Source organism: Pseudomonadota bacterium, assembly GCA_030860485.1.
Lineage (GTDB): Bacteria > Pseudomonadota > Gammaproteobacteria > JACCXJ01 > JACCXJ01 > JACCXJ01.
Genome location: JALZID010000096.1, coordinates 1 through 26,959, shown reverse-complemented (window position 1 = coordinate 26,959; position 26,959 = coordinate 1). Strand labels below are relative to the sequence as shown.

Sequence of the window (26,959 nt, the reverse complement as noted above, 5' to 3'; positions counted from 1 at the left end):
TGTGATATTGGCACGTTTACGGTGCGGGTGTTTTGCGTCGGGTCGTACTCGCCGGTTCTGCCAAGCCTTTTACTTTGACAGGGCTTCTAAACTGGTCTCTTCCAGCACCCAGCTCCGGAGGTAAGGCTTTCAACTCCTGCTGCATGGCGAGCAGCTTGTTGAGATCGGTCCGCAGGGCGTCAAGCTCCGTTTGCATACCTTTGAGAACAGCCTTTGAGACATGTTCGCCTAGCCGTGAACGGATATCCCTGAGCTCGCGCCGCAACTCCTGTTGCCGGCATTGCAGGGTAGTGACGCCTTTATGGGTGGGCATATTGAGGGCGCCCATGAATTGATCTATCATACTCTGACCGTGATGCTTGAGCGCCATCAAGGCGTTGATCAGATGTCCATAAGCATCCTGATACTGTTCGGTAAAGACGATGTCGTTGTGAGCCTCTTCGCAACAATCCACCCACAGATCGTAAATCTCTCGCACGGTTTTGATCTCTTGGCGCTTTTCAGCGCGTTCGATGACCTTCTTCGACAGACGTTCCAGGGTGTCTATACCGGCTTTACTGTGGAGCTGCGTGTATTCTTGTAAGGCCCGCTCGTAGTCGAGCAAGAGGCGTGCGCCGCGTTGGGCCTGTTCCTGCCACTCACGGGTGTAGCCCACACCGGGCACCGACAAGAACCGGCCGATCCGGTCATGCAGATCATCGGCTAAACCCTCGGGTTTTAGGACCTGGAGAAAGTCGCCTGGCAAAGGCGAAGCGCTGGAGAAGGTTCGGGTCCAGGTATCCATGGGCATCTCAAAGAAAGGGAACAGACCACGCATGGCTTTCGCCGCCCCTTCCGTGCTGGCTTGGGAAAGCGTCGTCTTCAACTCACCGATCCTGGCCAGGAACAGCCCTTGCCAATTGCCGCATGACTTGGCGGGCTCAGACAGGTTGCCTAAAAAGCGCGTGAATTCCTCGCTTATCCCAAAAAAGCTTTTGCCCGGCTCCATCATCTTCTGGATGAGATCCTGATTCTCTTGAGGCACGCCTGGAGCTACGGCCTTCCACCAATGATCCAATGCCTGAGCCCAGGGATTAGGGAGATCGGTTGGTAGGAGGTTTGAAGTAAGCGTTTGCTGGCATAGCTGAGACCAAGCATCCCAGTACTTGCGCTGCAAAACTATCCATTCATTGCTCCCGGAAGGGGAGGGGGTTGTCTCGGTCATGGTGCAATCTTCCTCATGTTTCGTATGGCGGTAGTACGGCTAAGCTGTCAACGCCTAGCGCCCTTGGCCTCAAACCCGCGACCCACTCATGCGCGCCAAGTCAGCAAGCGTTCCAGCACGTAATCGCCGGGGGCAGGCGCCAACTGTGGATGATGTTGGATTGCCCAAGGTCGGCGGCGTCCGTGGATCCCCGCAGCGCGGCTTAAGCCACCCACCCGTCGGTCCACAGAGTTCGACACTTTTTCAACCTGCGCACGGCACCGTCCGGATCGTTACGGCCGGCGACGGCATCCCCCATCAGTACCGGCGCTTCGGCGACTCGACCGGCGGACTCAGTACACCCCTAGTGTGCCCCGACGTTGCAGGCACAAAACGTACTGGCCCCTACGCCCATAGATTTTAAACGGGCGCGATATGCCCCTGCTCGGTGCCGGCCGCTTGGATGGGGCCGTAACGCGACCCTGCGAAGGGGCCCCTGCATTGCGCGGTTAGTCTGGTCACCCAACCGTACGCAAAATGGCGTCCAGGGCACGCGTGAGCTGAGCCGCGCATACGCGGCGTGCCGAGCCTAACTCGGCAAAGCGCTCGAAGACCTTTGATAGTCTAAGTAACGGCCTCATTGGCGTGCAAAGCGCACTTCGCCGTTCTCCTCCCCCCAGACGAGGCGGACGGGCAGTCCTCGGCGCCGTTCCCCGCGGGCAGCCTCGAGCTCGCTTAGGTAAAACATGCAACGCGCGTGTAAGGGTTACCGTTACGCCAGACCGGTTTCAATTATGACACCGGTCGCAGAGAAACCCGGTACAGAGGAGATTTCGTGCCTCGTCTTTATCCCACAAAACCGAACCGTAACGCCCCTGTAGGGCCATGCTAGGCTAAATAGCTGCCCTGATATCTACTCCGCGTTTCGCTTGATGAAAGATCCAGCGCAATAGCATGGCACAGGCCTTGCGGTCGCACCTGAGTTCACAGAATGCCATCTTCCTCACAGGCCTACCAGAGCATTAATCTACGACTTCCCGGGAGAAGGCAATATGTGGGAAGCTCATCTAAAGAAAGGTAACTGCGCATGGCAATCCTGTTTGTGTTGCCCCTGGTGCTACTCTCCGGTACCGCCCGGGCAGGCGAGCGGTTGCCGCCGCTCAATGCTGATATCACTCAAACTTCAGTTTCAGGGATATCTTCCGGTGGCGCTATGGCCGTACAGTTCCACGTTGCCTATTCTAGCCTGGTGAAAGGCGCCGGCGTGCTCGCGGGTGTGCCTTTCGCGTGCGCTGGAAATAGCGCCTCCAAGGCGGTTCGCAACTGCATGCAGCCTGATTCATCTCATCCTGTCCCGCCGCTGAATGAACTAGTCTCGCTTACGGATCAACTAGTGGGTTCAGGTGCCATCGACGCAACTACCTACCTGGCTGGGGATCGCGTCTGGCTCTTTTCCGGCACTAATGACGCCATTGTCAAACGGCCAGTGATGGACAGGCTGTACCAGTATTATCAGTACTATATTCCCACGCGCCATATTAGTTATGAAAAGGCGATCAAGGCGGGACACGCGATGATAGTAAGTGGTGAAGGTAGCCCCTGTTCTTACAACGGCAAACCGTTTATCAATGATTGCCAGTATGATGCCGCGGGTTTTTTGCTAACCCAGGTCTACGGTTCGCTCAAGCCACGTGGCGCGCCATTAAGCGGATCGGTGATTGAGTACGATCAACGGGAGTTTTTCGGCACAGGAGACCATGCCGCCTATGTCCACAGCATGAGCGATTCGGGGTTTGCGTATATACCTGCCCCATGCAGTACGAGACCGTGCCGCGTTCATGTCGCTTTCCACGGCTGTAAGCAGAACTATGAGGCCGTCGGAGACCAGTTCTATACCCGCTCGGGCTTCAACGAATGGGCCGATGCCAACGACCTCATTGTCCTCTACCCGCAGACAATTGCTCGTTATGGATGGAACTGGAGGGAATTTTGGACATTAAAATACATTGTAAACCCCGAGGCATGCTGGGATTGGTGGGGTTACGATACTCCAAACTACTACACGCAACATGGTCCACAGACGAGATCAATCAAATCGATGTTGGACCGACTGGCTTCCCCTAGGCCAACAAGATAAAAGAGGATAGGTGGCGCATTCCTCCTGCGCTCAACATACGGCCTGCTGTTGTGTGCCCCAGATTGCATGCCTCGCGCCGTTAGACGGCTTGCCGTCGCATACAGGCTGGTCGCCTCGGGAGCGCGGGGGGGCGGTACTGGACCCCCATCCCCGGGGGCCGAGCACTAATTAAGATAAGAAAACTAGTTATGCGCATAAATCCCCTCTCCCTCCGGGACAGGGCTAGGGTGAGGGGAACAAATGATTTCACAGCTTTTGAAATGGATCGGAATCGTTCTCGGGGCGGTGATCCTTGCCGTCGTTCTGTTCCTAGCTTTTTTCGACTTAAACAGGCTCCGCGGCCCCCTATCGACGATGGTCAGCGACAAGTTGGAACGCCCATTCGCCATTCGGGGCGATCTGGACGTAGATTGGTCATGGACTCCGAAGATCACCATCAACGAGATCGAGCTGGGTAATACTTCCTGGGGCAGCCGGCCCGAAATGTTCACCGTCGATCGCGCCGAAGTTTCCCTGGGGATTCCCGATCTGTTCAAGGGCCACCTGGTGCTCCCGGAGATCCGGGTTTCTAAACCCCAGCTGCTTCTGGAAAAAAATGCCGAAGGCAAGGCCAATTGGGATTTCGGCGTTCCACCCGAGGACGCGGAGAAAAGATCGGCCGGGCCGCCGATCAGCCGGCGGTGGTTTCCCAAAATCGACCGTCTCGCCATCGATGACGGCAAGCTCGTGTTCCGCGATCCCACCTCTCATACCGAGCTGGACATGAACGTTTCCAACGTGGTGGGCGCTGTCAACGAGCAGGCCCTGCAGTTGACCGGCCAGGGGCGTCTTCAGAAAGAACAGTTCACGCTGGACGTGCGGGGCGGTTCGATCCTGACTCTTTGGCAGCAGGGCAAGCCCTTTCCCGTCAACGTCAAAGTCGCTTATGGAGACACCGAGGCCAAGGTTTCGGGCACCGTCGCCGAGCTCCTGCAACTTGAAGGCCCCGACCTTCGCTTTGAAACCCACGGGCCGGACCTGGCCATGCTGCGCCCCTTCACCCGGGCCTGGGTACCCGAGACCCCGCCCTACCGCTTCACCGGGAACATTAGCCGCGAGGGCGAGCGCTGGCGAATAAATGGCTTCGAGGGCAAGCTTGGCAGCAGCGATCTTTCCGGCGACCTCATGTTCACGATGCGGAACGAGCGCCCGTTCATGGACGGCGACTTGATCTCGCGCAAGCTCGATCTGCGGGATTTCGCGGGTTTCATAGGCGCGAGCCCCAAACCGGACGCTCCTCCGCGCCCGCGGCTGCTACCGGACCAGCCTTTCGACCTCGAAGGGTTGCGGGTCGCCGATGCGGACATCCGGTTCCGGAGCGACAATATCGTGACACCCATGATGCCGGTCGACGAACTGGTTACTCGTGTCAAGCTCGATCACGGCGTCGTGACGCTTCAGCCCTTGAAGTTTGTTATAGGCTTCGGCCGGATCACGTCCGACATCATGCTCGACGCCAAGGGTGAGAAGATACTCACCAAAGTGGACACCAAAATCGACAAAGTGCCCTTCAAGCGTCTCGTGTCCAAAACGCCCTTCGCCGACGAAACCGCCGGGACCTTTCTCGGCCGCGTGGATATCGCCACCGCCGGCAACTCGGTGGCGAAAATGGCCGCCGCCGCGGACGGCGGAATCACGGTGATCATGGAGGACGGCCGCGTCAGCGGATTGATGATGGAACTGGCCGGCGCGGACATTCTCGAATCACTCGGCATCGCGTTGTCCGGTGATCCGAGCATCCCGGTCCGCTGTATGATCTCCGATTTCATCATCAGCGACGGCGTCCTCAAAACCAAGCTGTTCCTGATGGATAACACCGATACCAACCTTTTGGGCAACGGCAGCATCAACCTGCGCGACGAGACGATCGATTTCCGCCTCACCGCCCATCCCAAGGACATCAGCCTGCTTAGCGCACGGACCCCCGTCATTATCCGCGGGACTCTGAAGGAGCCCGCCCCCCGTCCCGAAGTGACCACGCTGGCGGCGAAGGGCGCGGCGTCCGTGGCCCTAGGTGCTTTGCTCACTCCGGTCGCCGCAATCCTGCCGTGGGTGGAGCTCGGCTTGGGCGAGGACAGCCCGTGCCGCGGCCTGCTCGACGCCGCCACGAAGAAAGAAGAGCTTCGCAAGCCTAGAGCCAAATAGGACTTACGCAAACGTGAATCCTTGGGCACTGAAGACACCATCGGCGCACTTCGAGGGATCGTGTTGCAAAGGCATGTGCGGCCGGCCGAGCTCGACCATCGGCTTCCAGCGCCATTTCACCCCGATGCTCCAGCTCAGTGAAGACACCTTCTTGCCGCCGGGCGAAATCGGCAGCAGCTCGTTCTCCCAACGACGGCGCCTTCGCTGGGCTGCTAGACACTGGCGGTCAGGGCTCGATCGTGTAGGCGATCGGCTTGAAGCTCCAGTTGTTCGAGAGCTCCGCCGAGCAGGCCGTCAGCCCGACGATCAGGTCCATCTCAGCGCGCAGCTTGATGTAATCGCCGGGCTTCGAAGCCGGCGGATGGATCTTCAGCTCGCCGCTCGTCATGACCTCGACATTCATGAAAATGTTGAAGGTGGTCGGCACCTGGTCGTCCTCGATGCCAAACGCTTTGAGGTTGTCCGCAAGATTGCGGAAGCAGCTAGGATGGTCGAGGCCATAGCCGTACAGGGCCTGGAACATCTCCGGACTGCATGGCGCGTAGAGGAAGTCGTGAACGGCGACCAAGTCCTCGACGATCGTGAACATCTTGTTGCTTCGGTTCGAGTACAGTACATGATCTGTCGTTAGGGCGATCGTGTTGTTGTAGTCGATGCTGCGGCCGGCGTTGCTTTCGTTATGTCAAAGGGCTCCACCCTAACCGTCATCGACCACGATCACCTCGAGATGCTGCGAGAGCGCTTCGAGATAGGCGCCAAGCTCCGACAGGTCCTCCGTCGCGTATGCTGCCGACCGCCGCCGGCGCCCGGGTGACACGACTAACGAGCTCCGTGTTGACGACTATCGAAGTCGAGGGCCACGACCCGGCCCGGTCGGGCCGACGCGCTGTTGGATTCAGCGGCACATAGGTGCCGTTCGAGACAACCTCGCTGGAAGCCCGCTAAGGCCAGCATGGCCTCGTACTCCGGCCGGCATGCCTCGAAAAGTGGCGGTCGAGTCAGTCGGAGTCGCTCAGGACATGGTTCGCGGCAGTGCGGTGTCGGTTCGTCAAGCTACCTCTTCCGCTCAGAGCGAACTGGGAACGATAAGATCAATGGCCCGGGGGCTCCGGGGCCGACGTCCTGAACGGTGGGCGTGGCCGCGAAGGCCGACAAGTGCGATGGGGTGCGAATGGCCGTGCGCGGGACAGAGCCGTCAACTGCGAACGGGTGAGCAATGCGTTGACAGATTTGAGAATCTCGGCGTACCTACGATCCAACGTCTCGCCAGAATAAATCTGTCCCCTTTTTCCTTTCCTTGGTTTGATCTCCTCTCGTTTTAACTACTAAAGTTTCGCCATCAGGCCGTCTAGGGTTCGTATATGCGCCTGCTGCTTCGGCAGCAGGCTATTGAGCACGGTCTTTACCTCACTGGGCGTGGTAGTATCGTGCAGAGCCTCCTGATATTCCTTGAGTCCGCTCTCCTCGCCTTCCTTCAAGGCCTTGAGCGCAGCTTTATCGCCCATCAGCTTGGCCGTTCCCATGACCATCTTGGACCACATGCCCCACGCGCCGGAGTCCTGTACCGGCGTTCCCCCCAGCTGCTGGATCTGCGTCGTGAGTTGAGATGCAGCCTGTTGATGCTCGGCCAGGATAGCGTTTAATTGTTGAAACTCCGTTTCATTCCCAAATTTCTCCCGCTCTTTGTCCAGAGCTTGTTGATAGGTCTCGACCGCCGACAATTCGCTGCGCAACAGCTGATTCATTTCATCGCACGTCATGTTAACCTCCAAAATAAATTTAACATATAATAAACGTAGTCCGGTTGCTGCCGCTCTTACCTGGAGCGTGGCTTATCGGCAGTCGACGGGCTCCCCCCTCCAAGGCAGGGGCATCAATGGTGTCGGACTGATGTGGCGTCGCCGGCATACCGGTCTTACTCTCGCGCACCAGCTTGTCCTCTACACCCTTCACGCCTTCGACGCTCTCGACTACTTGGACTGCCCGTTTGGCCTGGGCTGTATTCTCAACCAATCCGCTCAGTGTGACTGCGCCCTCAGTAACCCGGACCGTGAGATCGGGTGCGTTCTCAAATGCTGGATCGGCGCGCAATCTAGCCTCCACCCGGGCGGCAAGCACCTGATCCTCACTACTCCCCATCGGCGCCCCTTGATCGGCGACTGAGGGTGGACCGCCTTCCTCGCCTGCGGCGTAGCTTGCTGAGGCCAGCCCTAAACACATGGATAGAAAAACGCTTTGCTGTACCGAATGCATAATCTATCCCCATAAAAAGGTTTGGGTATATCTTTGCCCTGGCGCTTGCATTTGCCTACCGCCCAGCGGCGCGATTGATAGAGAGTACGGCAGCATCCATACCAGACTCTGCTATTTTAGCGATAAGAATTTATATTCAATGACATAAATGATCTCAGCCGCATGCTTGAGCAGCACTCGAGGAAGCGGCGCCGGTAAGGATTACCGCCTCCTCTGTACGCTTTACTCTAAGGTAGGATCTTTAAAGTGATTGAAATATGGAGAACCACGGCCGGGAACGTTCAGGGCTCCGCCCGATCTGAGCGTTTGTTGTAGAACCGATCAGGAGACTTCGGTATACTGTGACAAAGTGCACAGCTCGCGCCGACTTTGGCGCCCTGGGTGATGTCGATCGTGGCGTCCACCGTTACTGAACAAGCGGGTCCTGACCGCGTGGGCGCACATCCCCCCAGAGAATTGCGCCGCGCCTGCCCGGTCTATCGGTCAGGACCGGGTTTCCCATGGCCACCAACGCCTTGACGTCCACCGAGGGGCTCGGCCCCTATACCGCCAAGCGGTCCTTCAAGGACACGCCCGAGCCCGCCCCGGCGGAGCGCAAGGACGCGCGCGGGCCGCTACTCTTCGTCATCCAGCAACACGCGGCGCGGCGCGTGCACTTTGACTTCCGCCTCGAGCTGGACGGCGTGCTCAAGTCCTGGGCCATCCCGAAGGGCCTCGCAATCGCGCCGGGCGATAAGCGCCTCGCGGTGATGGTTGAGGACCATCCGTTCGACTATGGCTCGTTCGAGGGCGTGATTCCGCCGAAGCAGTACGGCGCGGGGCCGGTGATCGTGTGGGACTGCGGCCTGTATTCGCCCGACGATAAGGGGAAGCATTCCTTCGAAGACCGCCTGGAAGCCGAGCGTCGCATGCGCGCGGAGCTGGCGAAGGGGAAGCTCAGCTTCTTTCTCCTGGGCGGCAAGCTGAAGGGCTCTTTTGCACTGGTGCGCACTAGAGAAGGAAAGGACTGGCTCCTCATCAAGCACCGCGACCGCTTCACCGAGCTGGTCCTCGCGGCCGAGGACAACCACGGCTCGATCCTCTCTGGCCTCACCGTCGATGAAATGAAATCGGCGCCGCCGCCGCCGCGGCTGCGCGGCGAGCAGCTCGCACCCTTCGGCCCGGCGGAGGCGATGCCGCAGAAGCTCTTGCCGATGCTCGCGATGCCCGTCGAAAAGCCCCCGGCCGGCTCGGACTGGGTGTTCGAGCCCAAGCTCGACGGCTACCGCTTGATCGCCTTCGTCGGGCCCGAGGGCGTGATGCTGAAATCCCGCCGCGGCCTCGACATGACTCGGCTCTTCCCGGAGATCGCCCGCGAGCTGAAGGAGGCCGCGATGGTGTCGATGGTGCTCGACGGCGAGCTGATCGGACTGGGATCGGACGGCAAGCCTTCCTTCAACGCGCTGCAGAACCGCGCGCAGTCGAAAGGCGACACCGAGATCGAGCGGGCGACTGGGGCGTCGCCCTGCATCTTCGCCTGTTTCGATCTGCTGCACTTCGCCGGCATGAACCTGCGCAGGGCCGCCTACAGGGACCGCACGCGCTACCTCGCGCAAGCGCTCCTGCCGACGCCGCATATCCAGCGCATCGAGGCGAGCGACGACGGCGAAGCGCTCTACCGTGCCTCGCTCGATCTTGGCTTCGAAGGCGTGGTCGCGAAGCGCCTGCCGTCCCCCTACGAGCCGGGCAGACGCTCGGCCAACTGGGCGAAGGTGAAGGCGGTACAGTCGGAGGAGTTCTACATCGGCGGCTATACCGAAGGAAAGGGCAGCCGTGCCGAGCGCTTCGGATCGCTGCTCGTCGGTACACAAGCGGGCCGCGGCAAGCGGGTCGGCAAGCTCGAGTACGCAGGCCGCGTGGGCTCGGGGTTCGATGAGCAACTGCTCGGCGAGCTGCGCAAGCGCTTCGACGAGCTTAAGACCGGCAAGCACCCCTTCACCGAGAAGCCGCCCATCGACCGCCCCACCACGTGGTTGAAACCGAAGCTCGTCGCCGAGGTCGAGTTCGCCGAGTGGACGGCCGACGGCCACCTGCGCGCGCCCGTGTTCCTGCGCCTGCGCGAGGACGCGAAGCCCAAGCCCGCCGAGCCCAGGTCGCGGCAATCGAGGGCGCGCCCCACGCCGAGCCAGGACGAAGCAGACACCGCCACCTTGCTCGCGGCGCTCGAAGGCAGGGACGAGAAGGCGCTCGTTCCGATCCGCGGCGAGCGCGTCTCGCTTACCAACCTGAACAAGGTCCTGTGGCCCGCGGAAGAGAACGCGGGGCTTCGCGCCTACACGAAGCGCGAGCTCCTGCGCTACCTGCTGCAGATCTCGCCCTGGCTCATGCCGCACATCGCGGACCGGCCCCTCACCATGATCCGCATACCCGACGGCATCCACGGCGAGCGCTTCTTCCAGAAGCATTGGGAGCGGTCGTTTCCCTCGTTCGTCGAGACCATCACGCTCTTTTCGGAAAGCAAGGAGGAGGCGCACACCTATCTCCTCTGCAATAACGTGCCGACGCTCTTGTGGCTGGGGCAAGCGGGGACGCTCGAGCTCCACGTCTGGCACTCGCGCGCCAGTACGTACCCGGAGGCCGCGGGCGCGAGCACCGACTATGCAAGCTCGCTTCAAAGCCTCGAGGCCTCGATCCTCAACCGCCCCGACTGGGTGGTGTTCGACATCGACCCGTATATCTACTCGGGCAAGGAAGCGAAGGGTGCCGAGCCCGAGTACAACGTGCAGGCCTTCGACAAGGGAAAGGCAGTCGCCTTCTGGCTGAAGGAGCTGCTGGAGAGCATCGGCTTGAAGGCGATCGTGAAGACCTCGGGTAAGACCGGGCTGCACATCTTCGTGCCCGTCGTTCGCACGCTCGACTTCGACGCGGTGCGCTCGATCAGCCAGGCGGTCAGCGAGCACCTCCGGCGCCAGCACCCCAAGGAGATCACCACCGAGTGGGCCACCACCAATCGCACCGGCAAGATCTTCATGGACTACAACATGAACGTGCGTGCCAAAACGCTCAACGTGGCGTATTCTCCCCGGGGAGTGCCGGGGGCGCCGGTGTCCATGCCGCTCACCTGGGAGGCGCTGGAGAAGGCCCACCCGATGGACTTCACCATGGAAAACGCGCTCACAAGGCTCGAGAAGACGGGCGACGCATGGAAAGACGCCCTGCGCTTCAAGCAGAACATCGAAGCGCTGATCGATTTCTGGAAAGGCTAAACTTTCAATTTAAACGGAGGCCTCCATGGCAGCCCGCTCCATCGCATCTCTTACCGTCACCTTCGGACTGGTGTCGATCCCCGTGAAGCTCTACTCCGCCACCCAGGCACGCGCGGGCATCTCGTTCAACCTCATCCACAAGGACTGCGGCTCGCGCCTGCGGCAGCAATACTTCTGCATCAAGGAAGACGTGCCGGTGGAGCGCGCCGACATGGTGAAGGGCTACGAGTTCGCCAAGGACCAGTACGTCACCTTCTCTCCCGAGGAGCTGAAGGAGCTGGAGGAGAAGGGCACCGGCACGGTCGAGATCACGCAGTTCGTGCCGGAGGAGAAGATCGACCCGATCTACTACGACAAGGCATACTACCTTGCGCCCGACAAGGGCGGCCCGAAGCCCTACGCGCTGCTCTCCCAAGCGATGAAGAGTACCGGCCGCTGCGCGCTCGCGCGCTGGGCCGCGCGCGGCAAGCAGTACATCGTCCAGCTTCGCCCGCTGGACGGGGGGCTGGTGATGCAGCAGCTTCTCTATGCCGACGAAGTGCGGTCGATCTCAGAAATCGAGATCCCACGCGCGGAGGCGAAGGAGCCGGAGCTCAAGCTCGCCGAGCAGCTGATCGAGCAGATCGCCGTCGAGGACTTCGACCCGAGCCAGTACGAGGACGAGGTGAAGAAGCGCATCGAGGCCGCAGTGGAGAAGAAAGTGGAAGGCGAGGAAATCTCCCTCTCGCCCGAGCCGGAGAAAGGCGGCGCGCAGATCATCGATCTCATGGCCGCGTTGCGCGAAAGCCTCAACAAGGCGCCGAAGAAACCCACACCCGCACGCGCGGCGCCACCCGCAACGCCTGCGAAGGCCGCCGAGCGCAAGCCCGCGAAGCGCGCCACCACCGCCCGGCCCACCGCCCGCGCCAAGGCCGGCCGCACATCGAAGGATGCGTAGGGTGGAGCAGGCGGACCCGTGATCCGCCAGGCGCCTGCGCACTGGTTTATATATACATCCGGCGCCGATGACTTACTACAGCTCTAAACAGGTCCGCGAAATCCTGGGCCTGTCCTCGTCCATCGTCGCGCGCCTCTGCGACGCCGGCTTCGTCATGCCGGAGCGCGGCCCCCGCCGCGAATTGAGATACACCTTCCAGGATCTGGTCGTTCTCCGCGCCGCCAAAGGCCTCGCCGACGCGCGCCTACCCGCCCGGCGCATCTCGGTGTCCCTGAAGAAGCTCAGGCAGCAGCTCCCTCAGGAGCTCCCCGCCACAGGCCTCCGGATCGCAGCCGTCGGCAATTCGGTAGCGGTGATGGAAGCCGAGGACAAATGGCGCACCGCCGACGGCCAATACCTGCTCGCGTTCGAAGTCCTGGCGCCCCAGGGCCACGTCGTCGTCCTCGATCGAACGAATCGCGAAGTAGCGAAGTCTGCTGAAGAATGGTTCGAGGAAGGCTGCCGGCTGGAAGAGACCGACGGTGCCAATGCCATCGCGCACTATCGCGAGGCGCTCGCCGCGAAGATCTGTCAATCAGGCATTTACATCAACCTGGCGTTGCTGCTGCATGGAAGTGGCCAATTGAGCGACGCCGAAGAGGTATACCGGGAAGGAATAAAGGCCTGCCCCGATGATGCGCTGCTGTTTTTCAACTACGGGGTGCTGCTGGACGAGCAGTCAAGAGCCGAAGAAGCGATCGCCAGCTACCGCCAAGCGCTAGCCAAGGACCCGAGTTTCATGGACGCTCACTACAACTTAGCTCTTCTCTACGAAGCGGCAGGAAAACATCAGGAGGCGCTGCGGCATCTGAATGCATGCCGGAAATTGGAAAAAGTATGAAGCGATTCGCTACCCCCAGTAGTTGGGAACGACGACGTGGTGTGGCTCAAGTGTTCGAATTCGGCGGCGCCGGCATGGTATGCGCCCCGGGCTATGGTACCGGCATGCTCGTCGCTGCCACCAGCGGCGCGTTGATCTGGGGGGTGAATTCCTCGATCTCCCCCGAGTACAGGATGAACTTGAACGGGTTGAACTCCTGGTACTTCTCCATCAGCCTGAGATAAGCCAGCTTGCGTACCGCGTCCAGTCGTGCGCTGTTCCCAAAACGTGGTTGCGCCCATCGCAGCACCGCGGCCGCGAGCTCGTGCTTGCCGTCGGCGACCATGCGCTCGGCAGCCGAAGCGAGCTGCGTGTCCGAGACGCCAAGATAGTCCACCAGCGCTTCGCCGCGTTCGGCATCGGTCAAGGCATCGAGTCCCTGCAGGCCGTTCTGCCAATAGCCGCTGTTCTGGTCGAACAGGCGATTGATCATGTTCTCTCGCAACACCAGGTACGCCAGGTGAACGTTCGAGTCGCTTCGCTCAAGTGTCGGCGGCACCAGGTTCGCTGCGTGGATTGCGCCACGCTCTCTTCCGTCTTTCACCGCATGCAGAACCTCGCCACGCAGCCAGACGAGTTGAACCTGCAGGTCGTTCAACATGGCGGTCGACGAGAAGATGCGTGTGAGCGGTTCATGGCCGTGAAGCAGATGGCGCGGCTTGAGTGCATGGACCTGATCGATGGCGGCTAGCAACCCGTCGACGCTTCCTTCCTCCACAAACGGCGCGCCCAAGTACGGCATCAGGATGTCGCCGACGAAGAGCACTCCCTGCTCCGGCATGTGAATCAGAAGCGCATCGTCGGTCTCCCCGCCACGGGTGGGCAGCAGCTCGAAGCGTGTGCCACCGACGATCAGCTCGGTGGGCCGATCAATAACGACATCCGCTCGGTAGCTCAGCACATCGGCCAGATGAAATTCCTTGCCGAAGAAACGCTGCAATGTGGCCGGATTCGCCATCGCATCGTGGGCAAGCTCGTCCTTGTAGTTGGCGCGACCAATGAATCGCGGGGACGGGTTGAGGCTTCGAAAGTAGCGCTGTCCCCCCACATGGTCCCAGTGCGCGTGGGTGACCAACACGGTGGTCAGCGGGGGAAGTGATTGAACGCGGGCGCGCAACGCTTCGTGGGCCGCGCGCGCCGTGTCGGACCGGGTGCCCGCATCGATCGCGATCAATTCGCGCCGGTCCGCCGAGATTACGAAGTAGTACTCTGTGAATTCGAAGCCGGACAGGAGATACACCGTGCCGGGCACGACTTCGCGGATGGCGCGTGGCGAGAACGTGTGCCCCGCGGCGGCATCTTCCGCGAACGGGGTGGTGAATGTGGCCGGCTTGTTGTCGGTGTCGAAGCCACTCAGCGCCTGGTAGCGCCGCGCGGCAACGTCTTCCCCTCTTTGGCGGTGCAGGGCTGCCAGATGGAAGTACACCTCGCGCATCCAGCCCAAGTGCGGAGCCTTGTCGGCATGTGCGACGCACCAGACGAGGTCCTGCATCGCGGCGACGCGCTCACCAAAGAAGCCTGGCACCTGTGCCCGGACCAGACCCGACATCCAGCGGGTGATGAACACCTCGCCTGCAGTGAGTTGCTTGGCCTCGTCAAGCAGCTTCAAAGTGTCACGCACCCAGCCGATCCGCCCGAGCAGAAAGACATCGTTCGCGTGGCCCGCTCGCAACGACGCCACCGCCGTGAGGTACAGGGCCTTATGCGTGTCGTCCAGCTCGGCTTCGAAGCGCTTGAGCACGCCGTTGAAATAGTCGATGCCTTCGGCATGGCGGCCTGCGTTGGCGAACTGGGCCATCAGCAGAAACAACAATTGCGGATCGGATGGCGGCCGCCACCGGTTCACCTGCTTCAGGTACGCAAGCTCCGGGCGCTGCCCGTCCGTTGATGCAGCCCCTTGCAACGGGGCGCCGCCGAGCAGCGCGAGCGGCGCCAGGATCACGGCGCAACAAGCGCCGACTATCAGGAATCGAAGGAGGCGAGTCATGGCGGTTACTCCTTGGTGTGCGACTCACTTGCAACATACAAGTGATTTGCTAAAGTGTAGGCACTTGCCAAGACGAAGTCAACTCGCTAAGCTGTGCCAATGGCGAAGACTTACGAAATCAGCGACTGCCCTGTGGCGAGGACGCTGGACCTGATCGGCGAGCGATGGACGATCCTGCTGATGCGCGACCTGTTGCTGCAGGGGCCTCGGCGGTTTCAGGATTTCCTGACCTCGTTGCCAGGGATCGCGCCCAACACCCTCTCCGCACGCCTGAAGTCCCTCGAAGACAACGGCCTCGTGCGCCGACAGCTCTACAACGACCGCCCGCCGCGACTCGAGTACGTTCTCACCGACAAGGGAAAGAGCCTGGGTCCGATCGTGAAGGCCATGCGCGAGTGGGGCGCTAAGCACACTTGAGGAGCAGACCGCGGCTTGGGTAGGCGCAAAGGACGATCTTGCTGGCATCATGGACGCCAACCGGCGCCGTCGTGTCCGGATCGCGTATCATGACCCCCGCACCGGTCCCGCCGGGCGCCTAGCCGCCGGCGCAAGAGGTGCGCGGTGCGGACTCCACATGACCGAAGAGAGGCCATCATGGAATACCTGAACCGTTTCGGCCCTCTCGTGGGGCGCATCTTGTTGGCGACCATATTCGTGTTGTCGGGCATCGGTAAAGTCACGGGCTTCGACGCCACGGTGGGACATATCGCGGCCAAGGCACTGCCCATGCCGCAGATCTTTGCCATCGCGGCCATCGTCGTCGAGTTGGGCGCAGGACTGATGCTCGTCGCCGGCTGGAAGGCCCGCGCCGCGGCCGCAGCGCTGTTGGTTTTTACCGGGGTCGCGGCCTTCCTCTTCCACGCCTTCTGGGCCGTGCCGCCGGCGGAGGCAGCGATGCAGCGGATCCTGTTTCTCAAGAACCTCGCCATCATGGGCGGGCTGCTCTATGTCATGGTGTACGGAAGCGGGCCGGTCTCCGCGAGTGGCGATCGCGAATGACCGCAGGCGCGGCGCATGCGGTTCTCCGAACCCCGCCGTAGCACACGTTGCCCGCTACTGGAACACGTCCTCGACCGGCAAGGACCAGCCCGGAATGATCTCGGGCGCGGCGATGCTTGCCCCGAGGCCCAGCACGGTGATCTGTACGAGCGATCGGTATAGCGTCACGACCTGCTTGCGGGGGTTGACGACCACCACCGACCGCATCCCGGCGCCGAGCCAATCGAATACCTTGTCCTCGACATCCGCATAGCGATCGGCGGGCGAGATGACCTCGACGACCAGATCGGGGGCGCCCGGCCAATATCCTTCCACCTCTCCCTGCCGCGCCAGGCGCTCGCGGGAGACGAAGGCCACGTCGGGAGCACGCACCGTGTCGGGCGTGGTGGCCAGCAGGAAGCCGGTCTCGGCGGCGTACACGACGCCCAGCCGCTGGGCCCGGACCGATGCGTTGAGCGATGTCGCGACGTTCATCGCGATCCGGCCGTGCCTCTGTCCCGCAGGTGCCATTCGGGTCACCTCTCCCCTCACAAGCTCGTAGCGAGCGCCGTCGTTCGGCATGCGCAACAGCTCGTCGGCGGTGACTGCTGAGGTCTGGGTCGCCACGGATTAGAATTCTAGCCCGGATTTCGGCAACGCCGCAAAGCTCGTTTGGACACCATTCTCTCGAAGGCCAGCCGGCGTTTCCTCCTGGCGGAGCCGCTGCAGCTCGGCCTCGCGATCCTCGGCATCGCGCTCGGGGTGGCGGTGGTCACCTCGGTGGACATCGCCCGGGTGAGCGCGGAGCGCGCCTTCGATGTGAGCTTCGAGGCCGTAGCGGGCCGGGCCACCCACCAGATCCTCGGCGGGCCTAACGGCCTGGACGAAGCGCTGTATGTGCGGTTGCGCACCCGGGCGGGGATCTATCCCGCGGCCCCGATCGTCGAAGGCCAGGTGACACAAGTCGGGAAACGGGGAACGACGCTCCGCATCCTCGGTGTCGATCCCTACGCGGAGTCCCCGTTCCGCGATCACTTGCGTTCGCGGGGACGGCGGGATCGCGACCGCCGCGCGAACGGCGAGCTCATACGCAGACTGGTCACGGAGCCCGGCACTACCGTTCTGAGCCCGGCCACGGCACACCGGCTCGGGGTCCGGCCCGGCGAGGACCTGGCGCTCCAGATCGGGACCCGGCTCGGGACCCTCCGGCCCATCGGCCTCATCGAGGCTGAGGGCGGGGAGGGCCAAAGCGGTCTCGACGATCTCTTGATCGCCGACATCGCCACGGCGCAGACCCTCCTCGGGATGGCCGGCAGGATCTCCCGCATCGACCTCGAGCTCGCCGAAGGCGCGGCGGGTGACGTCGCAGAGCGGCGTATCCGTGGCCTCCTTCCCCCGGGGGCGGAGCTCACCCCCTCCGGGAGGCGTAGCGCGGCGACCAAGGGCATGACCCGCGCCTTCGAGGCCAACCTCGTGGCCATGAGCCTCCTCGCGCTGCTCGTGGGGGCCTTCCTCATCTACAGCACCATGAACCTCGCCGTGGTACAGCGCCGGGAGCTATTCGGCGGGCTGCGGGCGCTCGGGGTCACGGGCGGGCAGGTCTATCGGATGGTGATCCTGGAGGCATGCGCGATCGGCGCGCTGGCATCGGTGCTGGGGTTGGGGATCGGCGCCCTGCTCGGACACGGCCTCGTGGGGCTGGTCGCGCGCACCATCAACGATCTGTATTTCACGGTGACGGTGCGCGAGTTCTCCGTTACACCGCAGCTCCTGCTCAAGGGTCTGGCCCTCGGCCTCTGCACGACGCTCCTGGCGGCCCAGGGCGCGGCCCTCGAGGCGGCGCGCGTCCCCCCCCGGGTCAGCCTGTCGCGCGCAGACCTGGAGGCGCGCTTCCGCCGCACCCTCGCGCGCGCCGCGTGGCTCGGGGGTCTCTGCCTGGTGCTCTCGGGGACGATGTTCCTGGCCTCGGGGAAGAACCTCGATCTCGGGTTCGCCGCGGAGTTCGCTTTGATCGGCGGCGCGGCGCTCCTGACCCCGGCCCTCATGTTCGGCGGACTCCGGTTGCTCGATCTTCTGATAGCAAGATGGCCCCTGATCGCACGATGGCTCGGCAGCCACGGCCGTATGGCGGTTCGCAACGTGGGCGCCGGTTTGAGCCGCACCGCCGTGGCCACGGCCGCGCTCATGGTGGCGATCGCGACGACCATCGGGGTGGGGATCCTGATCGAGAGCTTCCGGATCGCGGTGGGGGATTGGCTCTACGCCGTCCTGCGCGCCGATCTGTATATCACCACACCCGGACCCGATGCCACCGCCCCCCCCTTCGAGCTGGATCGCGCCTTCCGGGATCATATCGTGGCGCTACCCGAGGTCGAGGCGGTGAGCACGGTGCGGCGCTTCCGCGTGGAGGTCGCGGGGCAGCCTACGGACATCGCGGTCTATGAGATGGCCCCGGGATCGTACCGGGGTTTTCGCTTCAAGGAAGGCGCGGCCAGAGACCTATGGCGGGCCTTCGAGGAACAAGGGGTGGTGCTGGTTTCCGAGCCCCTGGCCTATCATCGCGATCTGCAACGGGGGGACAGTGTCACGCTGCGCACCGATCGCGGGCCGCAGGCCTTGCGCATCGCCGGGGTCTATTACGATTACAGCTCCGACCGCGGCTGGGTGGCGATGAGCCGGCGCACTTATGAACGCTACTGGCGGGGCGGGGGGTACAGCAGCATCGGGGTCTATGCCCGCCCCGGGATCGGTGACCCTCGACTGCGCGCGGCCGTCGAGGCGCGCCTCCCGGAGGGCCTCGGGGTCGGGATCACACAGAGTCGCACCATCCGCGCGGAGTCCATGAGGCTCTTCGACCGGACCTTCGCCATCACCCGTGTGCTGCGGCTGCTCGCCGCGTTGATCGCCTTCGCGGGGGTGTTCTCCGCACTCATGGCATTGGAGCTGGAACGCACCCGCGAGCTCGGCCTCTTGCGGGCGCTCGGCATGACACAAGCGGGGCTCTTTGGCCTCTTGCTGGTCGAGACGGGGCTCACGGGTCTCATCGCCGGCCTCCTCTCGGTGCCGGTCGGTATCGGGATCGCCGCGACGCTCGTGTATGTCATCTACGAGCGCTGTTTCGGCTGGAGCATGGACCTCCACGTGGATCCGGTGATCGTGGCGCAAGGGATCGCCCTCGCGGTCGGGGCGGCGCTCCTGGCCGGCATCTACCCCGCCCGCCGGGCCGCCCGGAGTTCGCCGGCGGCGGTCCTGCGGAATGACTGAACGCCGTCTCGCGCGCTCCTCGACGGCCAGGGCCGTGATCATCGCCGTGCTCATCGGGGGGACGGCCCTCGCCTTGTGGGCCACCTTGCCCCATCGTCCTCGGCCGGAGGAGGGAGCCGCGGGCCCCGTCTCCGCGAGCGCGGCGCTCCGCGGCGACCCCGCGGCGAACGAGGGCTACGCCCGCGTCCACACCCCGCGACCCTTCCGTTTCCCCGACGACCACGGCCCGCACCCCGAATTCCGTACCGAGTGGTGGTACTTCACCGGCAATCTGGACGGCGCCGACGGCCGACCCTTCGGGTATCAACTGACCTTTTTCCGGATCGCTCAGAGCCCGAAGCCGGTGTCCCCCGATTCCCCATGGCGCGCCAACACGCTCTATATGGCGCACTTCACCGTCTCCGACATCGCCCAGGGTGCCTTCCACGACCATGAGCGCCTGAGCCGGGGGGCCATGGGGCTTGCCGGTGCCGAGCCCGGCACCCTGCGCCTCTGGCTGGATGACTGGTCGGCCACACCGACCGCCCCAGAAGGGCTGCCGGTGCGGCTACGCGCCGCCGAGGGCGAGGTGGCCATAGACCTCCGGCTGGCTCGGGGCAAGCCGCCCGTGCCCCACGGCGATCGCGGCCTCTCCCGCAAGAGCGCGGAAGCCGGCAACGCCTCGTACTACTATTCGCTGACGCGCATGCCGACCGACGGCGTCGTCACCGTCGGCCGGGAGCGTTTCACGGTCTCGGGCCTCTCCTGGATGGATCGGGAGTGGAGCACGAGTGCCCTGGGCCCGGATCAGATCGGGTGGGATTGGTACGCTCTGCAACTCTCGAACGGACAGGAGCTGATGTTCTACCGCTTGCGGCGCCGGGACGGCAGCACCGATCCGCACAGCGCCGGGACGATCGTGCGCCACGACGGGACGCCCCTGGCGCTCATGGCCGGGGAGGTCGTCATCGACACGCTGTCCACCTGGGTGAGCCCGCACGGCGGACACCGCTATCCGGCCCGCACCCGATTGCAGGTCCCGAAGGCCGACCTGGAGCTCGAGGTCACGCCCCGGCTCCCCGACCAGGAGTTGGAGGTCTCGGTCCGTTACTGGGAGGGGGCCGTCGAGGCGCGCGGCACGGCGCGCGGGCTGCCCGTGACGGGCAGGGGATATCTGGAGCTCACCGGCTATGCCGACGGGTAGCGCGGATTTCTCACCACCACCCTGCTGCGACCGCCGATCCGCTCGGTCTGGGGTAGTATACAAGCGCTGTTCAGCGTCTTGGTGTTGTTCAGCCTGCCAGCAACGGGTTTCACCAATTCCGACATGCGAGCCTTGCTGGCTCAACTGCTGAGTCTCGACCCGGCCCATTACCCTCTCGGCAGGATGAGCTACGACCTACGCCGCTTGCGGTTGTACGGACTCATCGCGCGGATTCCACACAGCGGTTGTTCTTCTCGCGCACCTACACCCAGCTCTTGCGCCTGAGCCGATATATATTGGCAGCATGCAAAGAGGTTTGTGATGAACCGAGCCAACCTCCTCAATATGCGGCGGCGGAACAGGGCTCGGCCGTCCGCAACTGGTTTTTCATTCCGCGCGGCGCGGCGGCGTACGTCTATTCATCCAGGCCGCCAAACCAGGAATCGATCTTCCCACAGGAACAACTGGCACACGCGAGGTGACGATCGGGACGACGTGATGAGGTCGTCGGTCATGTCGTTTTGCCCGGCCAGGGCGTGGGCTGGCGACGCCGCCTTATGACTCAGGCGCCCGGTCGTTTTCACGCGACCTGACCGTGGGATCGAGTTTTCCGGCTGAGTCGCCGCTTCGCTCGACGTGCAAAAAATCGTATTGCCCGCCGTGCTGAGATACCACCAGGGACCTCGCTTTCACGCCGTCTTGTGGTGCAGCGATGCCGCACCGGGCTACGCCGCATAGTCGATCGAAGCGGGGATGTCCCCGCAGGCGGCGGAGAGCATGTCTTCATTCCGAACACCCCCCGACGCTGGGAGCTGTTCCTCTCCCCGACGCTTGGATGGCCGACTACCGGCCTCATCCAGCACGCGCTACTCGCGTTCATCCTCGCCGTGGTCACAGGATCAAGGGCGGGGCGAGCGCGCCGAGCAGGGGCAGCACGAGCTGTCCGGGCAGCATCAAGCCCGCGGCATCGGGGCCGAGCCAAACGCCGACGACGACGCCCAGACCCAGCGCCACGGCGATCTGCACGTACAACGGCGCCCCGAGGGCGCGCGCCACGACCGCCCGCACTCTCGCGACGATCGCCCGGGGCGGGACACCATGGCCCCCTCCGCGTCACTCTGCGGGACCGTCACGGCGTCGCACCCTTCTGGCCGGGCACATACCTGCCGTATATTGCGAAACGCCCCATCATCATCGCCCCCCTGCATGACCCCATCGGTCCTACTGTACCTGCGCGCCCTCGTGTTTTACACCGGCGTCTTGACGACGCTGTGCGTATTCGCGCCGCTCGCTTTGATCATCCGGCCCCTGCCCTACCGCACACGCTACCACCTCATCATCCAGACCTGGGCGCATCTCAACATCCGGTGGCTCGAGAAGAGCTGCAGGCTAGGTTTCCGCGTGACGGGCGCCGAGCATCTGCCCGAGGGTCCCGCGATCATCTTCTGCAAACACCAGTCGGCCTGGGAGACCTTCGCGCTCCAGGAGGTGTTCCCACCCTATGTCTGGGTCCTGAAGCGCGAGGTCCTGTGGCTGCCGCTGTTCGGGTGGGGCCTCGCGACGCTCGATCCCATCGCCATCGACCGTAAGGCCGGCACCGCGGCCCTGCGCCAGATCCTGCGCACCGGCAGCGCGCGGCTTCGAAGCGGCCTCGGGGTCATCATCTTCCCCGAGGGCACGCGCGTGCGTCTCGGCGAGCGCCGCCGCTATGAGCCGGGCGGCGGCATGCTGGCGGCGCGCAGCGGGTTTCCGGTCGTACCCGTGGCGCACAACTCCGGCCTGTTCTGGCCGCGCCAGAGTTTGATCAAATATCCGGGGACCATCGATGTCGTGATCGGTCCGCTGATCGATCCGGCGGGCAAGTCCGCCACCGAGATCACGGCCATCGCGGAAAACTGGATCGAGGCCACCTGCGAGCGCCTCGCGATGTCGCCCGCGCGGGCATAGCAGCCGGACACGGACCTATTTTATTTTATCCGGCGTCGAGAGGGTTTCCTACCCTTTTCCATCGCTCAAGACCCCCTTGTCCAGGTGCCGGATGCGGTGCGCCCGGGACGCCGCCGACGGGTCGTGGGTGACCATGACGATCGTCTTGGCGATCGCCCCGTTCAGGGTCTCCATCAGGGCCAGGACCTCGCCGGCCGAGCCCCGATCCAGATCGCCGGTCGGCTCGTCGGCAACGATGATGCGCGGATCGGTCACCACTGCCCGGGCGATGGCGACGCGCTGCTGCTCGCCGCCCGAGAGCTCGGCGGGATAATGCCGGCGACGCGGGGTAAGGCCCACCAGCTCCAGCACCAGGTCGACGTGCTCCTGTCGTTCGCGGCCCGAGAGCCCCGTCAAGAGGAGCGGCAGCTCCACGTTCTCGAAGGCCGTGAGGACCGGCATGAGGTTGTAGAACTGAAACACGAAACCGACGTTGGCAGCCCGCCACGCCGACAGCGCGGCATCGGACAGGGTCGCGATCTCGGTGCCCGCGACGCGCAATAGTCCCGCATCGGGCCGGTCGATCCCGGCGATTAAATTGAGCAGCGTGCTCTTGCCCGATCCCGAAGGCCCCATGAGGGCCAAAAACTCGCCCTCTTTCACCACGAGATTGATATCGTCGAGGACCGGAACCGTGGTGCCGCCACGGTGGTAGGACTTCGAGACGTGCGCGACCTCGACGGCGGCCTCTCTCATGGCGCCTGGATCGCGACCTCGGCACCACTGGAAAGCCCCTCAGGCGGGTCGATGACCACTCGATCCCCGCTCGCGACGCCGCGCACGACCACCACGTGATCACCGAGCCGCGCACCCGTCTCGATGGCGACCTCGGCGACGCGCCCCTCGCGCAATACGAACACGATCGCCTTGCCCTCGCGTGAGACCACCGCCCCAACCGGTACCGAGACCCCCGCCTGAAGTTCCTCCGGCGTGGGCTGTTGCGACAGAAAAGCGACCTTGGCGCTCATGTCGGGCAGGATGCGCGGATCCAGGTCGATGAATCGGATCTTGACGAGCACCGTGGCCTTGCTGCGGTCCACCCTGGGCACGATGCTCGCCACCGCGCCGCGCAGGCGCGCACCGGGTAAGGCATCGAGCTCCACCTCGCAGGGCTGGCCGATCTCGGTCTTCGCGAGATTGGATTCCGACACATCGGCCTCGACCTCCAGCGAGCCCATGTCCGCGAGCGACACCACCGCGCCCTTGGACTGCGAGGTCGTCGCGAAGGGCGCGACCATGTCCCCCATGTCGGCGTACTTGCTCAGGATCACGCCATCGAAGGGCGCACGGATCAGCGTGTACTCCACCGCCACCTGGGCCTCCAGGCGCGCCGCCTCGGCCGCGGCGACGGCCGCTCGCGCGCGCTCCACCCCGGCGGCCGCCTTCTCAAAGCGCGCCACGGCGGCATCGTGGACCTCGGAGGAAACGAAGCGCTTGTCGACCAGGGTCTTGGAGCGCGTGAGCGCGAGGCGCGCCTCGGTGAGTGCCGCCCGGGCCTCGACGACCTCGGCGCGTGCCAGCGCCACGTTGGCGGCGGCGCGCTCGGCGGCGGCCACGAGGTCGCCGTTCTCCAGGCGCGCGATGACCTGGCCTTGCACGACCCGGGTGCCCTCCTTGACCTCCAAGGCCTCGAGCCGGCCGGTGGCCTTCGAGGCCACATCGGCCTTGCGCTGGGGTACCACATAACCGGTGGCGTTGAAGAGCATGTAGGCCTGCGCGGGATATGCAATCACGGCCGTGCCGACCGCCACCGACAGGCGCGGGTCGAGGAGCGTGCGCGCGGCCAAGTACACGACGAGCACGGCCGTGATGGCGCCGAGCGCATAGCGACCCAACCGCCGGCGCGCCGCACCACGACTCACCTCCGGCTTCGCGCCGCGCTCGATGCGTAACCGCGCGAGATTATCGTCCATGCGGATCGGGGACGGGGGCGACGTACAGGTGCACCCCGTGTTCATAGATTCTCACATATCCACGCCTTACAGAAGTACTTCCGGAAGTCTGGGAGTCCTTCTCCCCGAGGGAGAAGGATAGAATGAGGGGAATCAAATCAAACGCTTCGTCGATGATTTCCCCTCACCCCAACCTTTGTTGTGTTGTGATTGGTGGAGTATACCCATCGCCTTCAGGTTTTCGGTATGCCCTGGCAAGGGAGGCAACGATTTTCGATCGCCCACCCCTCAATCCCCTCCCGTTGGGAGGAGAAGAAGTATCGGCTGTCCAATGACTTATTCCCCCTCCCGACGGGAGGGGGCGAGGGGTGGGCGATCCAATTCAGCCCTCCCCCTGTTCCAGCACCGATATTCTGTACGCGATGGGTATATATGAGAATTGTTGGGGTTATGGAGGCTGTGGGCAAAGAGGCGCGCACCTGTCGCCTATCCTGCGGTCTTCTCAGAGGTTGTGAAAAAACCTACTGCGCTCGGGATCTCGCATTCCGGCGGTGCTCGGAATCCTCATGTATTTCAACATACACTCCGGTTCCTGCGCTCCGGCGGAACGCGACCTCCCTTCGCTCGCGACGGTTTTTTCACAACCTCTCAGTATAGGGGAACTGTCCGGCATGGATCGGCTGTATCGCACCCGTAAAAGGTGGGGAATGGAAAAGGGGCACGCGGGGCACAGCGTCCCTATCAAAAAAAGCGACCGGGTCGATGCTCAACCCGGTCGTCTGAACGGACGGAGACGGCGCGGCTCAGGCCGCCTTCTTGAGGGCAGCCGTGCGGCGCAGACCGCTCTTGCGTTCACTCTTCGGCACGTAACCCAGCGCCTTGTAGAGCGCGCTGTCCTCGCCGTATTCGATGTCGCCGCGCACGGCGTTGACCACCTTGGCGCAGACATCGGCCGAGGTGGCGTCGCACTCCTGGCGCTTTTTGATGGCCGCTTCAAGCTGGCGCCGCAGGCTGGCGATCTTCTCTCGGCAATCCACAAAGATGGCTTCACCTTCGCCTTGAACTGGTCCAGCGTCATCTCGGCGAACTTGGCGTCCTCCGCATGCTCTTCCCACGCCTCGGTCGTGCGGGTGATCTTGCCAGTCACTTGCTTTTCAGAATAGGACATTTTCCTTCACCTCCTTTCCATTTCGGCATTGGACTGATTACCCAGTCACGCCTGTGGGCGCACGGGGAACTGTGGTCTCGCCGCCATGCACTGCAATCCATCGGGATCTTCGCGCGTCGCGAGGATTTTCAGAGCCGGTGGCCCCGCCGACCGGTGTCCTCTTGCCGCCGACACGATGGCTCACCCGCGCTTCCGAGGCCCGAATGCCGGCCACCGGACCGTTCACGCCGCCTTCCAGGCCGTGGAAGCGCCGTTCAGGACCTCTACTGCCGGGTCCGGAAGCCCTGGACCGTGCTTGAGGCCGTCTCTTGCCCGCTTCAGAGCCATGGAAAGGCGTTTCAGGGATCGTAAAGCCCGTGAGGAAAGAAGTGGGACGCGGAACATCGCGTTCGGAACCCGAAAAGACGGTTCCGACCTACGCGGGCAGGCTCGCACCGGGGCGGTGGTAACGAAGAAGACGGGCTAGACCCCGACGCCGTCCCGCGGGCTGCGCACTCCGCGCCCGCCGCGGTTCAGGACATGGGTATAGATCATCGTGGTCGACACGTCCTTGTGGCCGAGGAGTTCCTGCACCGTCCTGATGTCGTAGCCGGTACAGGAACACGATCGCGTTGAGCGCCTGGCTCTGTGTGGACGCCGCGACCTTGCCCTGCACGGCCAGATGGGTGAGAAACGCTTCCACCTCGGGCGCCCCCATCTCCGCGGAATGCCGCTTCCCATGGGACAGATGAAGCGCCGGATCCAATCGACGTAAGCGTGCTCGGTGCGGATGCTGTAGCGCAGCCGCCGGATCACGTCGCGGACCTGATCGAGCAGCCTGGGCTGGCCCCGCGTCGGTGCCGGATCCTCATGTCTGTCCATGCCGTGTTTCCCTACGGTGGGGTGCGCCCCCTTGTACAATCCCCTTCGTCTTCAAGGCCTTGCCAGCCTCGCCGCCGCCTACGATATAATACGGCGCCCCCCCGCCCGCTTGAACGCCCTGCGGTCCCGCAGCCTTGTCCGGGGCACGTCCGGGACGAAGCCGGTGCTAAGTCCTTGACACGGCGCATGCTACACTTTGCGAGTGGGGTGGTCGCCGTCTTGTAACACGATGGATCGGCCGTCCATTTCGTTGAGCGCATCCCATAAACTCTCTAGAGTATGAAGCCAGCTGATTTCTTTATTGGCAGTCGCGAGTTTTTCGGTTCCCTTATACCCGGATTGCTGTGGTTGCTTGCCATGGCGCTTCTGCTTGTAAATGCCAGCATCCATAATCTACTAGAGTTCGCGGCAGATGCAAACTGGATAGAGGCGCTTTCCTTTATTGGGCTCAGCCTTCTGATTGGAACGCTGCTCCAACACATTTCATTTAATTTCTCGCGCAAGACGCTTACCCTAGTCTCGAGGGCGTCCATTTCGATCCAGCAGATCGGCTTTATCAAGGAGAACGGCAGGTTTTCACAGCCTGCAAGCGTTCTGTTCTCGCCCGCTCGCAAGAGTTAGGGCGAGCTCTGAAAGAAAAAGAGGCCGAAATAAATCTACCCTCCAGTTGCATAAATATCCATGCGGGTCGTCAGGAAAGGGCGTAGAATACAGGGTTGCAGAGAGTTTGTAGCGTTGCGCTGGACATCACCACCGGTGATATCCAGCCTTTAAGCAAAAGA

The 26,959-nt window shown here is 63.1% G+C and carries 22 protein-coding genes and 1 pseudogene; 11 read left to right on the top strand and 12 right to left on the bottom strand.

Going from position 1 to position 26,959, the window contains the following annotated elements:
- Positions 1-16: 16 nt before the first annotated feature.
- Positions 17-1,204, bottom strand: a complete 1,188-nt coding sequence (gene phaE / locus M3461_05585; GenBank protein MDQ3773857.1) for a class III poly(R)-hydroxyalkanoic acid synthase subunit PhaE — start codon at positions 1,202-1,204, stop codon at positions 17-19.
- 1,066 nt (positions 1,205-2,270) lie between these two features.
- Between phaE and M3461_05580 the strand changes: the two genes are divergently transcribed.
- Together M3461_05580 and M3461_05575 are read left to right on the top strand one after the other, a co-directional pair.
- Positions 2,271-3,320 (top strand): PHB depolymerase family esterase, encoded by a 1,050-nt coding sequence (locus M3461_05580; protein ID MDQ3773856.1) that lies wholly within the window; start codon positions 2,271-2,273, stop codon positions 3,318-3,320.
- A 240-nt stretch (positions 3,321-3,560) separates the two neighbouring features.
- A complete protein-coding gene (locus M3461_05575; protein MDQ3773855.1) occupies positions 3,561-5,504 on the top strand; it encodes an AsmA family protein in 1,944 nt (647 codons plus the stop codon).
- 226 nt (positions 5,505-5,730) lie between these two features.
- On the opposite strand, the gene M3461_05570 is transcribed toward M3461_05575, so the two are convergent.
- The 3 genes from M3461_05570 to M3461_05560 form a co-directional block, all read right to left on the bottom strand.
- Positions 5,731-6,117 (bottom strand): urea carboxylase-associated family protein, encoded by a 387-nt coding sequence (locus M3461_05570; protein MDQ3773854.1) that lies wholly within the window; start codon positions 6,115-6,117, stop codon positions 5,731-5,733.
- A 712-nt stretch (positions 6,118-6,829) separates the two neighbouring features.
- Positions 6,830-7,264: a PA2169 family four-helix-bundle protein gene (locus tag M3461_05565; protein MDQ3773853.1), complete on the bottom strand. Its 435-nt coding sequence runs from the start codon at positions 7,262-7,264 to the stop codon at positions 6,830-6,832.
- A gap of 19 nt (positions 7,265-7,283) precedes the next feature.
- Positions 7,284-7,643 carry a BON domain-containing protein gene (locus M3461_05560; protein ID MDQ3773852.1) on the bottom strand — a complete coding sequence of 120 codons (360 nt, stop codon included), beginning with the start codon at positions 7,641-7,643 and terminating at the stop codon, positions 7,284-7,286.
- 614 nt (positions 7,644-8,257) lie between these two features.
- Here M3461_05560 and ligD point away from each other — a divergent pair.
- The 3 genes from ligD (at position 8,258) to M3461_05545 (ending at position 12,819) form a co-directional block, all read left to right on the top strand.
- Entirely contained in the window at positions 8,258-11,002 is a 2,745-nt protein-coding gene (gene ligD, locus M3461_05555) for a non-homologous end-joining DNA ligase (GenBank protein MDQ3773851.1), read from the top strand.
- A 25-nt stretch (positions 11,003-11,027) separates the two neighbouring features.
- Positions 11,028-11,939 (top strand): Ku protein, encoded by a 912-nt coding sequence (locus M3461_05550; GenBank protein MDQ3773850.1) that lies wholly within the window; start codon positions 11,028-11,030, stop codon positions 11,937-11,939.
- 67 nt (positions 11,940-12,006) lie between these two features.
- Positions 12,007-12,819, top strand: a complete 813-nt coding sequence (locus M3461_05545; protein ID MDQ3773849.1) for a tetratricopeptide repeat protein — start codon at positions 12,007-12,009, stop codon at positions 12,817-12,819.
- A 91-nt stretch (positions 12,820-12,910) separates the two neighbouring features.
- On the opposite strand, the gene M3461_05540 is transcribed toward M3461_05545, so the two are convergent.
- Positions 12,911-14,845 (bottom strand): MBL fold metallo-hydrolase, encoded by a 1,935-nt coding sequence (locus M3461_05540; GenBank protein ID MDQ3773848.1) that lies wholly within the window; start codon positions 14,843-14,845, stop codon positions 12,911-12,913.
- Positions 14,846-14,944: 99 nt separating this feature from the next.
- On the opposite strand from M3461_05540, the gene M3461_05535 reads away from it, so the two are divergent.
- Positions 14,945-15,262, top strand: a complete 318-nt coding sequence (locus M3461_05535) for a helix-turn-helix transcriptional regulator (protein ID MDQ3773847.1) — start codon at positions 14,945-14,947, stop codon at positions 15,260-15,262.
- 177 nt (positions 15,263-15,439) lie between these two features.
- Complete coding sequence (locus tag M3461_05530; GenBank protein ID MDQ3773846.1) at positions 15,440-15,844, top strand: DoxX family protein; 405 nt, start codon at positions 15,440-15,442, stop codon at positions 15,842-15,844.
- Positions 15,845-15,898: 54 nt separating this feature from the next.
- On the opposite strand, the gene M3461_05525 is transcribed toward M3461_05530, so the two are convergent.
- The gene (locus M3461_05525; GenBank protein MDQ3773845.1) at positions 15,899-16,450 is read right to left on the bottom strand and encodes a Uma2 family endonuclease; all 552 of its coding nucleotides are present in this window, start codon (positions 16,448-16,450) and stop codon (positions 15,899-15,901) included.
- Between the two features lie 45 nt (positions 16,451-16,495).
- Here M3461_05525 and M3461_05520 point away from each other — a divergent pair, with 45 nt between their 5' ends.
- Together M3461_05520 and M3461_05515 are read left to right on the top strand one after the other, a co-directional pair.
- Entirely contained in the window at positions 16,496-19,087 is a 2,592-nt protein-coding gene (locus M3461_05520; protein ID MDQ3773844.1) for an FtsX-like permease family protein, read from the top strand.
- Positions 19,080-20,270 carry a carotenoid 1,2-hydratase gene (locus M3461_05515; protein MDQ3773843.1) on the top strand — a complete coding sequence of 397 codons (1,191 nt, stop codon included), beginning with the start codon at positions 19,080-19,082 and terminating at the stop codon, positions 20,268-20,270. The genes M3461_05520 and M3461_05515 overlap by 8 nt, the downstream gene beginning before the upstream one ends.
- A gap of 891 nt (positions 20,271-21,161) precedes the next feature.
- Here the strand turns inward: M3461_05515 and M3461_05510 are convergent.
- Complete coding sequence (locus M3461_05510; protein MDQ3773842.1) at positions 21,162-21,326, bottom strand: hypothetical protein; 165 nt, start codon at positions 21,324-21,326, stop codon at positions 21,162-21,164.
- Between the two features lie 150 nt (positions 21,327-21,476).
- Between M3461_05510 and M3461_05505 the strand changes: the two genes are divergently transcribed.
- Positions 21,477-22,217: a 1-acyl-sn-glycerol-3-phosphate acyltransferase gene (locus tag M3461_05505; protein MDQ3773841.1), complete on the top strand. Its 741-nt coding sequence runs from the start codon at positions 21,477-21,479 to the stop codon at positions 22,215-22,217.
- 48 nt (positions 22,218-22,265) lie between these two features.
- Here the strand turns inward: M3461_05505 and M3461_05500 are convergent, their stop codons facing one another.
- The 5 genes and pseudogenes from M3461_05500 to M3461_05480 form a co-directional block, all read right to left on the bottom strand.
- A complete protein-coding gene (locus M3461_05500) occupies positions 22,266-22,952 on the bottom strand; it encodes an ABC transporter ATP-binding protein (protein MDQ3773840.1) in 687 nt (228 codons plus the stop codon).
- Positions 22,949-24,214 (bottom strand): efflux RND transporter periplasmic adaptor subunit, encoded by a 1,266-nt coding sequence (locus M3461_05495; GenBank protein MDQ3773839.1) that lies wholly within the window; start codon positions 24,212-24,214, stop codon positions 22,949-22,951. The genes M3461_05500 and M3461_05495 overlap by 4 nt, the downstream gene beginning before the upstream one ends.
- Positions 24,215-24,951: 737 nt before the next feature.
- Positions 24,952-25,185 (bottom strand): hypothetical protein, encoded by a 234-nt coding sequence (locus tag M3461_05490; GenBank protein ID MDQ3773838.1) that lies wholly within the window; start codon positions 25,183-25,185, stop codon positions 24,952-24,954.
- 593 nt (positions 25,186-25,778) lie between these two features.
- Positions 25,779-25,898, bottom strand: coding sequence for a tyrosine-type recombinase/integrase (locus tag M3461_05485; protein MDQ3773837.1), 120 nt, complete (start codon positions 25,896-25,898; stop codon positions 25,779-25,781).
- 7 nt (positions 25,899-25,905) lie between these two features.
- Positions 25,906-26,177: pseudogene (locus M3461_05480) on the bottom strand (phage integrase N-terminal SAM-like domain-containing protein).
- 279 nt (positions 26,178-26,456) lie between these two features.
- On the opposite strand from M3461_05480, the gene M3461_05475 reads away from it, so the two are divergent.
- Positions 26,457-26,798 carry a hypothetical protein gene (locus M3461_05475; protein ID MDQ3773836.1) on the top strand — a complete coding sequence of 114 codons (342 nt, stop codon included), beginning with the start codon at positions 26,457-26,459 and terminating at the stop codon, positions 26,796-26,798.
- The last annotated feature ends 161 nt before the right edge of the window (positions 26,799-26,959 follow it).

What these genes read in the sequence shown, in the direction of transcription:
- phaE (MDQ3773857.1), bottom strand. Translation starts at nt 1,204, where the DNA reads ATGACCGAGACAACCCCCTCCCCTTCCGGGAGCAATGAATGGATAGTT.
- M3461_05580 (MDQ3773856.1), top strand. Translation starts at nt 2,271, where the DNA reads ATGGCAATCCTGTTTGTGTTGCCCCTGGTGCTACTCTCCGGTACCGCC.
- M3461_05575 (MDQ3773855.1), top strand. Translation starts at nt 3,561, where the DNA reads ATGATTTCACAGCTTTTGAAATGGATCGGAATCGTTCTCGGGGCGGTG.
- M3461_05565 (MDQ3773853.1), bottom strand. Translation starts at nt 7,264, where the DNA reads ATGACGTGCGATGAAATGAATCAGCTGTTGCGCAGCGAATTGTCGGCG.
- M3461_05560 (MDQ3773852.1), bottom strand. Translation starts at nt 7,643, where the DNA reads ATGGGGAGTAGTGAGGATCAGGTGCTTGCCGCCCGGGTGGAGGCTAGA.
- ligD (MDQ3773851.1), top strand. Translation starts at nt 8,258, where the DNA reads ATGGCCACCAACGCCTTGACGTCCACCGAGGGGCTCGGCCCCTATACC.
- M3461_05550 (MDQ3773850.1), top strand. Translation starts at nt 11,028, where the DNA reads ATGGCAGCCCGCTCCATCGCATCTCTTACCGTCACCTTCGGACTGGTG.
- M3461_05545 (MDQ3773849.1), top strand. Translation starts at nt 12,007, where the DNA reads ATGACTTACTACAGCTCTAAACAGGTCCGCGAAATCCTGGGCCTGTCC.
- M3461_05540 (MDQ3773848.1), bottom strand. Translation starts at nt 14,845, where the DNA reads ATGACTCGCCTCCTTCGATTCCTGATAGTCGGCGCTTGTTGCGCCGTG.
- M3461_05535 (MDQ3773847.1), top strand. Translation starts at nt 14,945, where the DNA reads ATGGCGAAGACTTACGAAATCAGCGACTGCCCTGTGGCGAGGACGCTG.
- M3461_05530 (MDQ3773846.1), top strand. Translation starts at nt 15,440, where the DNA reads ATGGAATACCTGAACCGTTTCGGCCCTCTCGTGGGGCGCATCTTGTTG.
- M3461_05515 (MDQ3773843.1), top strand. Translation starts at nt 19,080, where the DNA reads ATGACTGAACGCCGTCTCGCGCGCTCCTCGACGGCCAGGGCCGTGATC.
- M3461_05505 (MDQ3773841.1), top strand. Translation starts at nt 21,477, where the DNA reads ATGACCCCATCGGTCCTACTGTACCTGCGCGCCCTCGTGTTTTACACC.
- M3461_05500 (MDQ3773840.1), bottom strand. Translation starts at nt 22,952, where the DNA reads ATGAGAGAGGCCGCCGTCGAGGTCGCGCACGTCTCGAAGTCCTACCAC.
- M3461_05495 (MDQ3773839.1), bottom strand. Translation starts at nt 24,214, where the DNA reads ATGAACACGGGGTGCACCTGTACGTCGCCCCCGTCCCCGATCCGCATG.
- M3461_05475 (MDQ3773836.1), top strand. Translation starts at nt 26,457, where the DNA reads ATGAAGCCAGCTGATTTCTTTATTGGCAGTCGCGAGTTTTTCGGTTCC.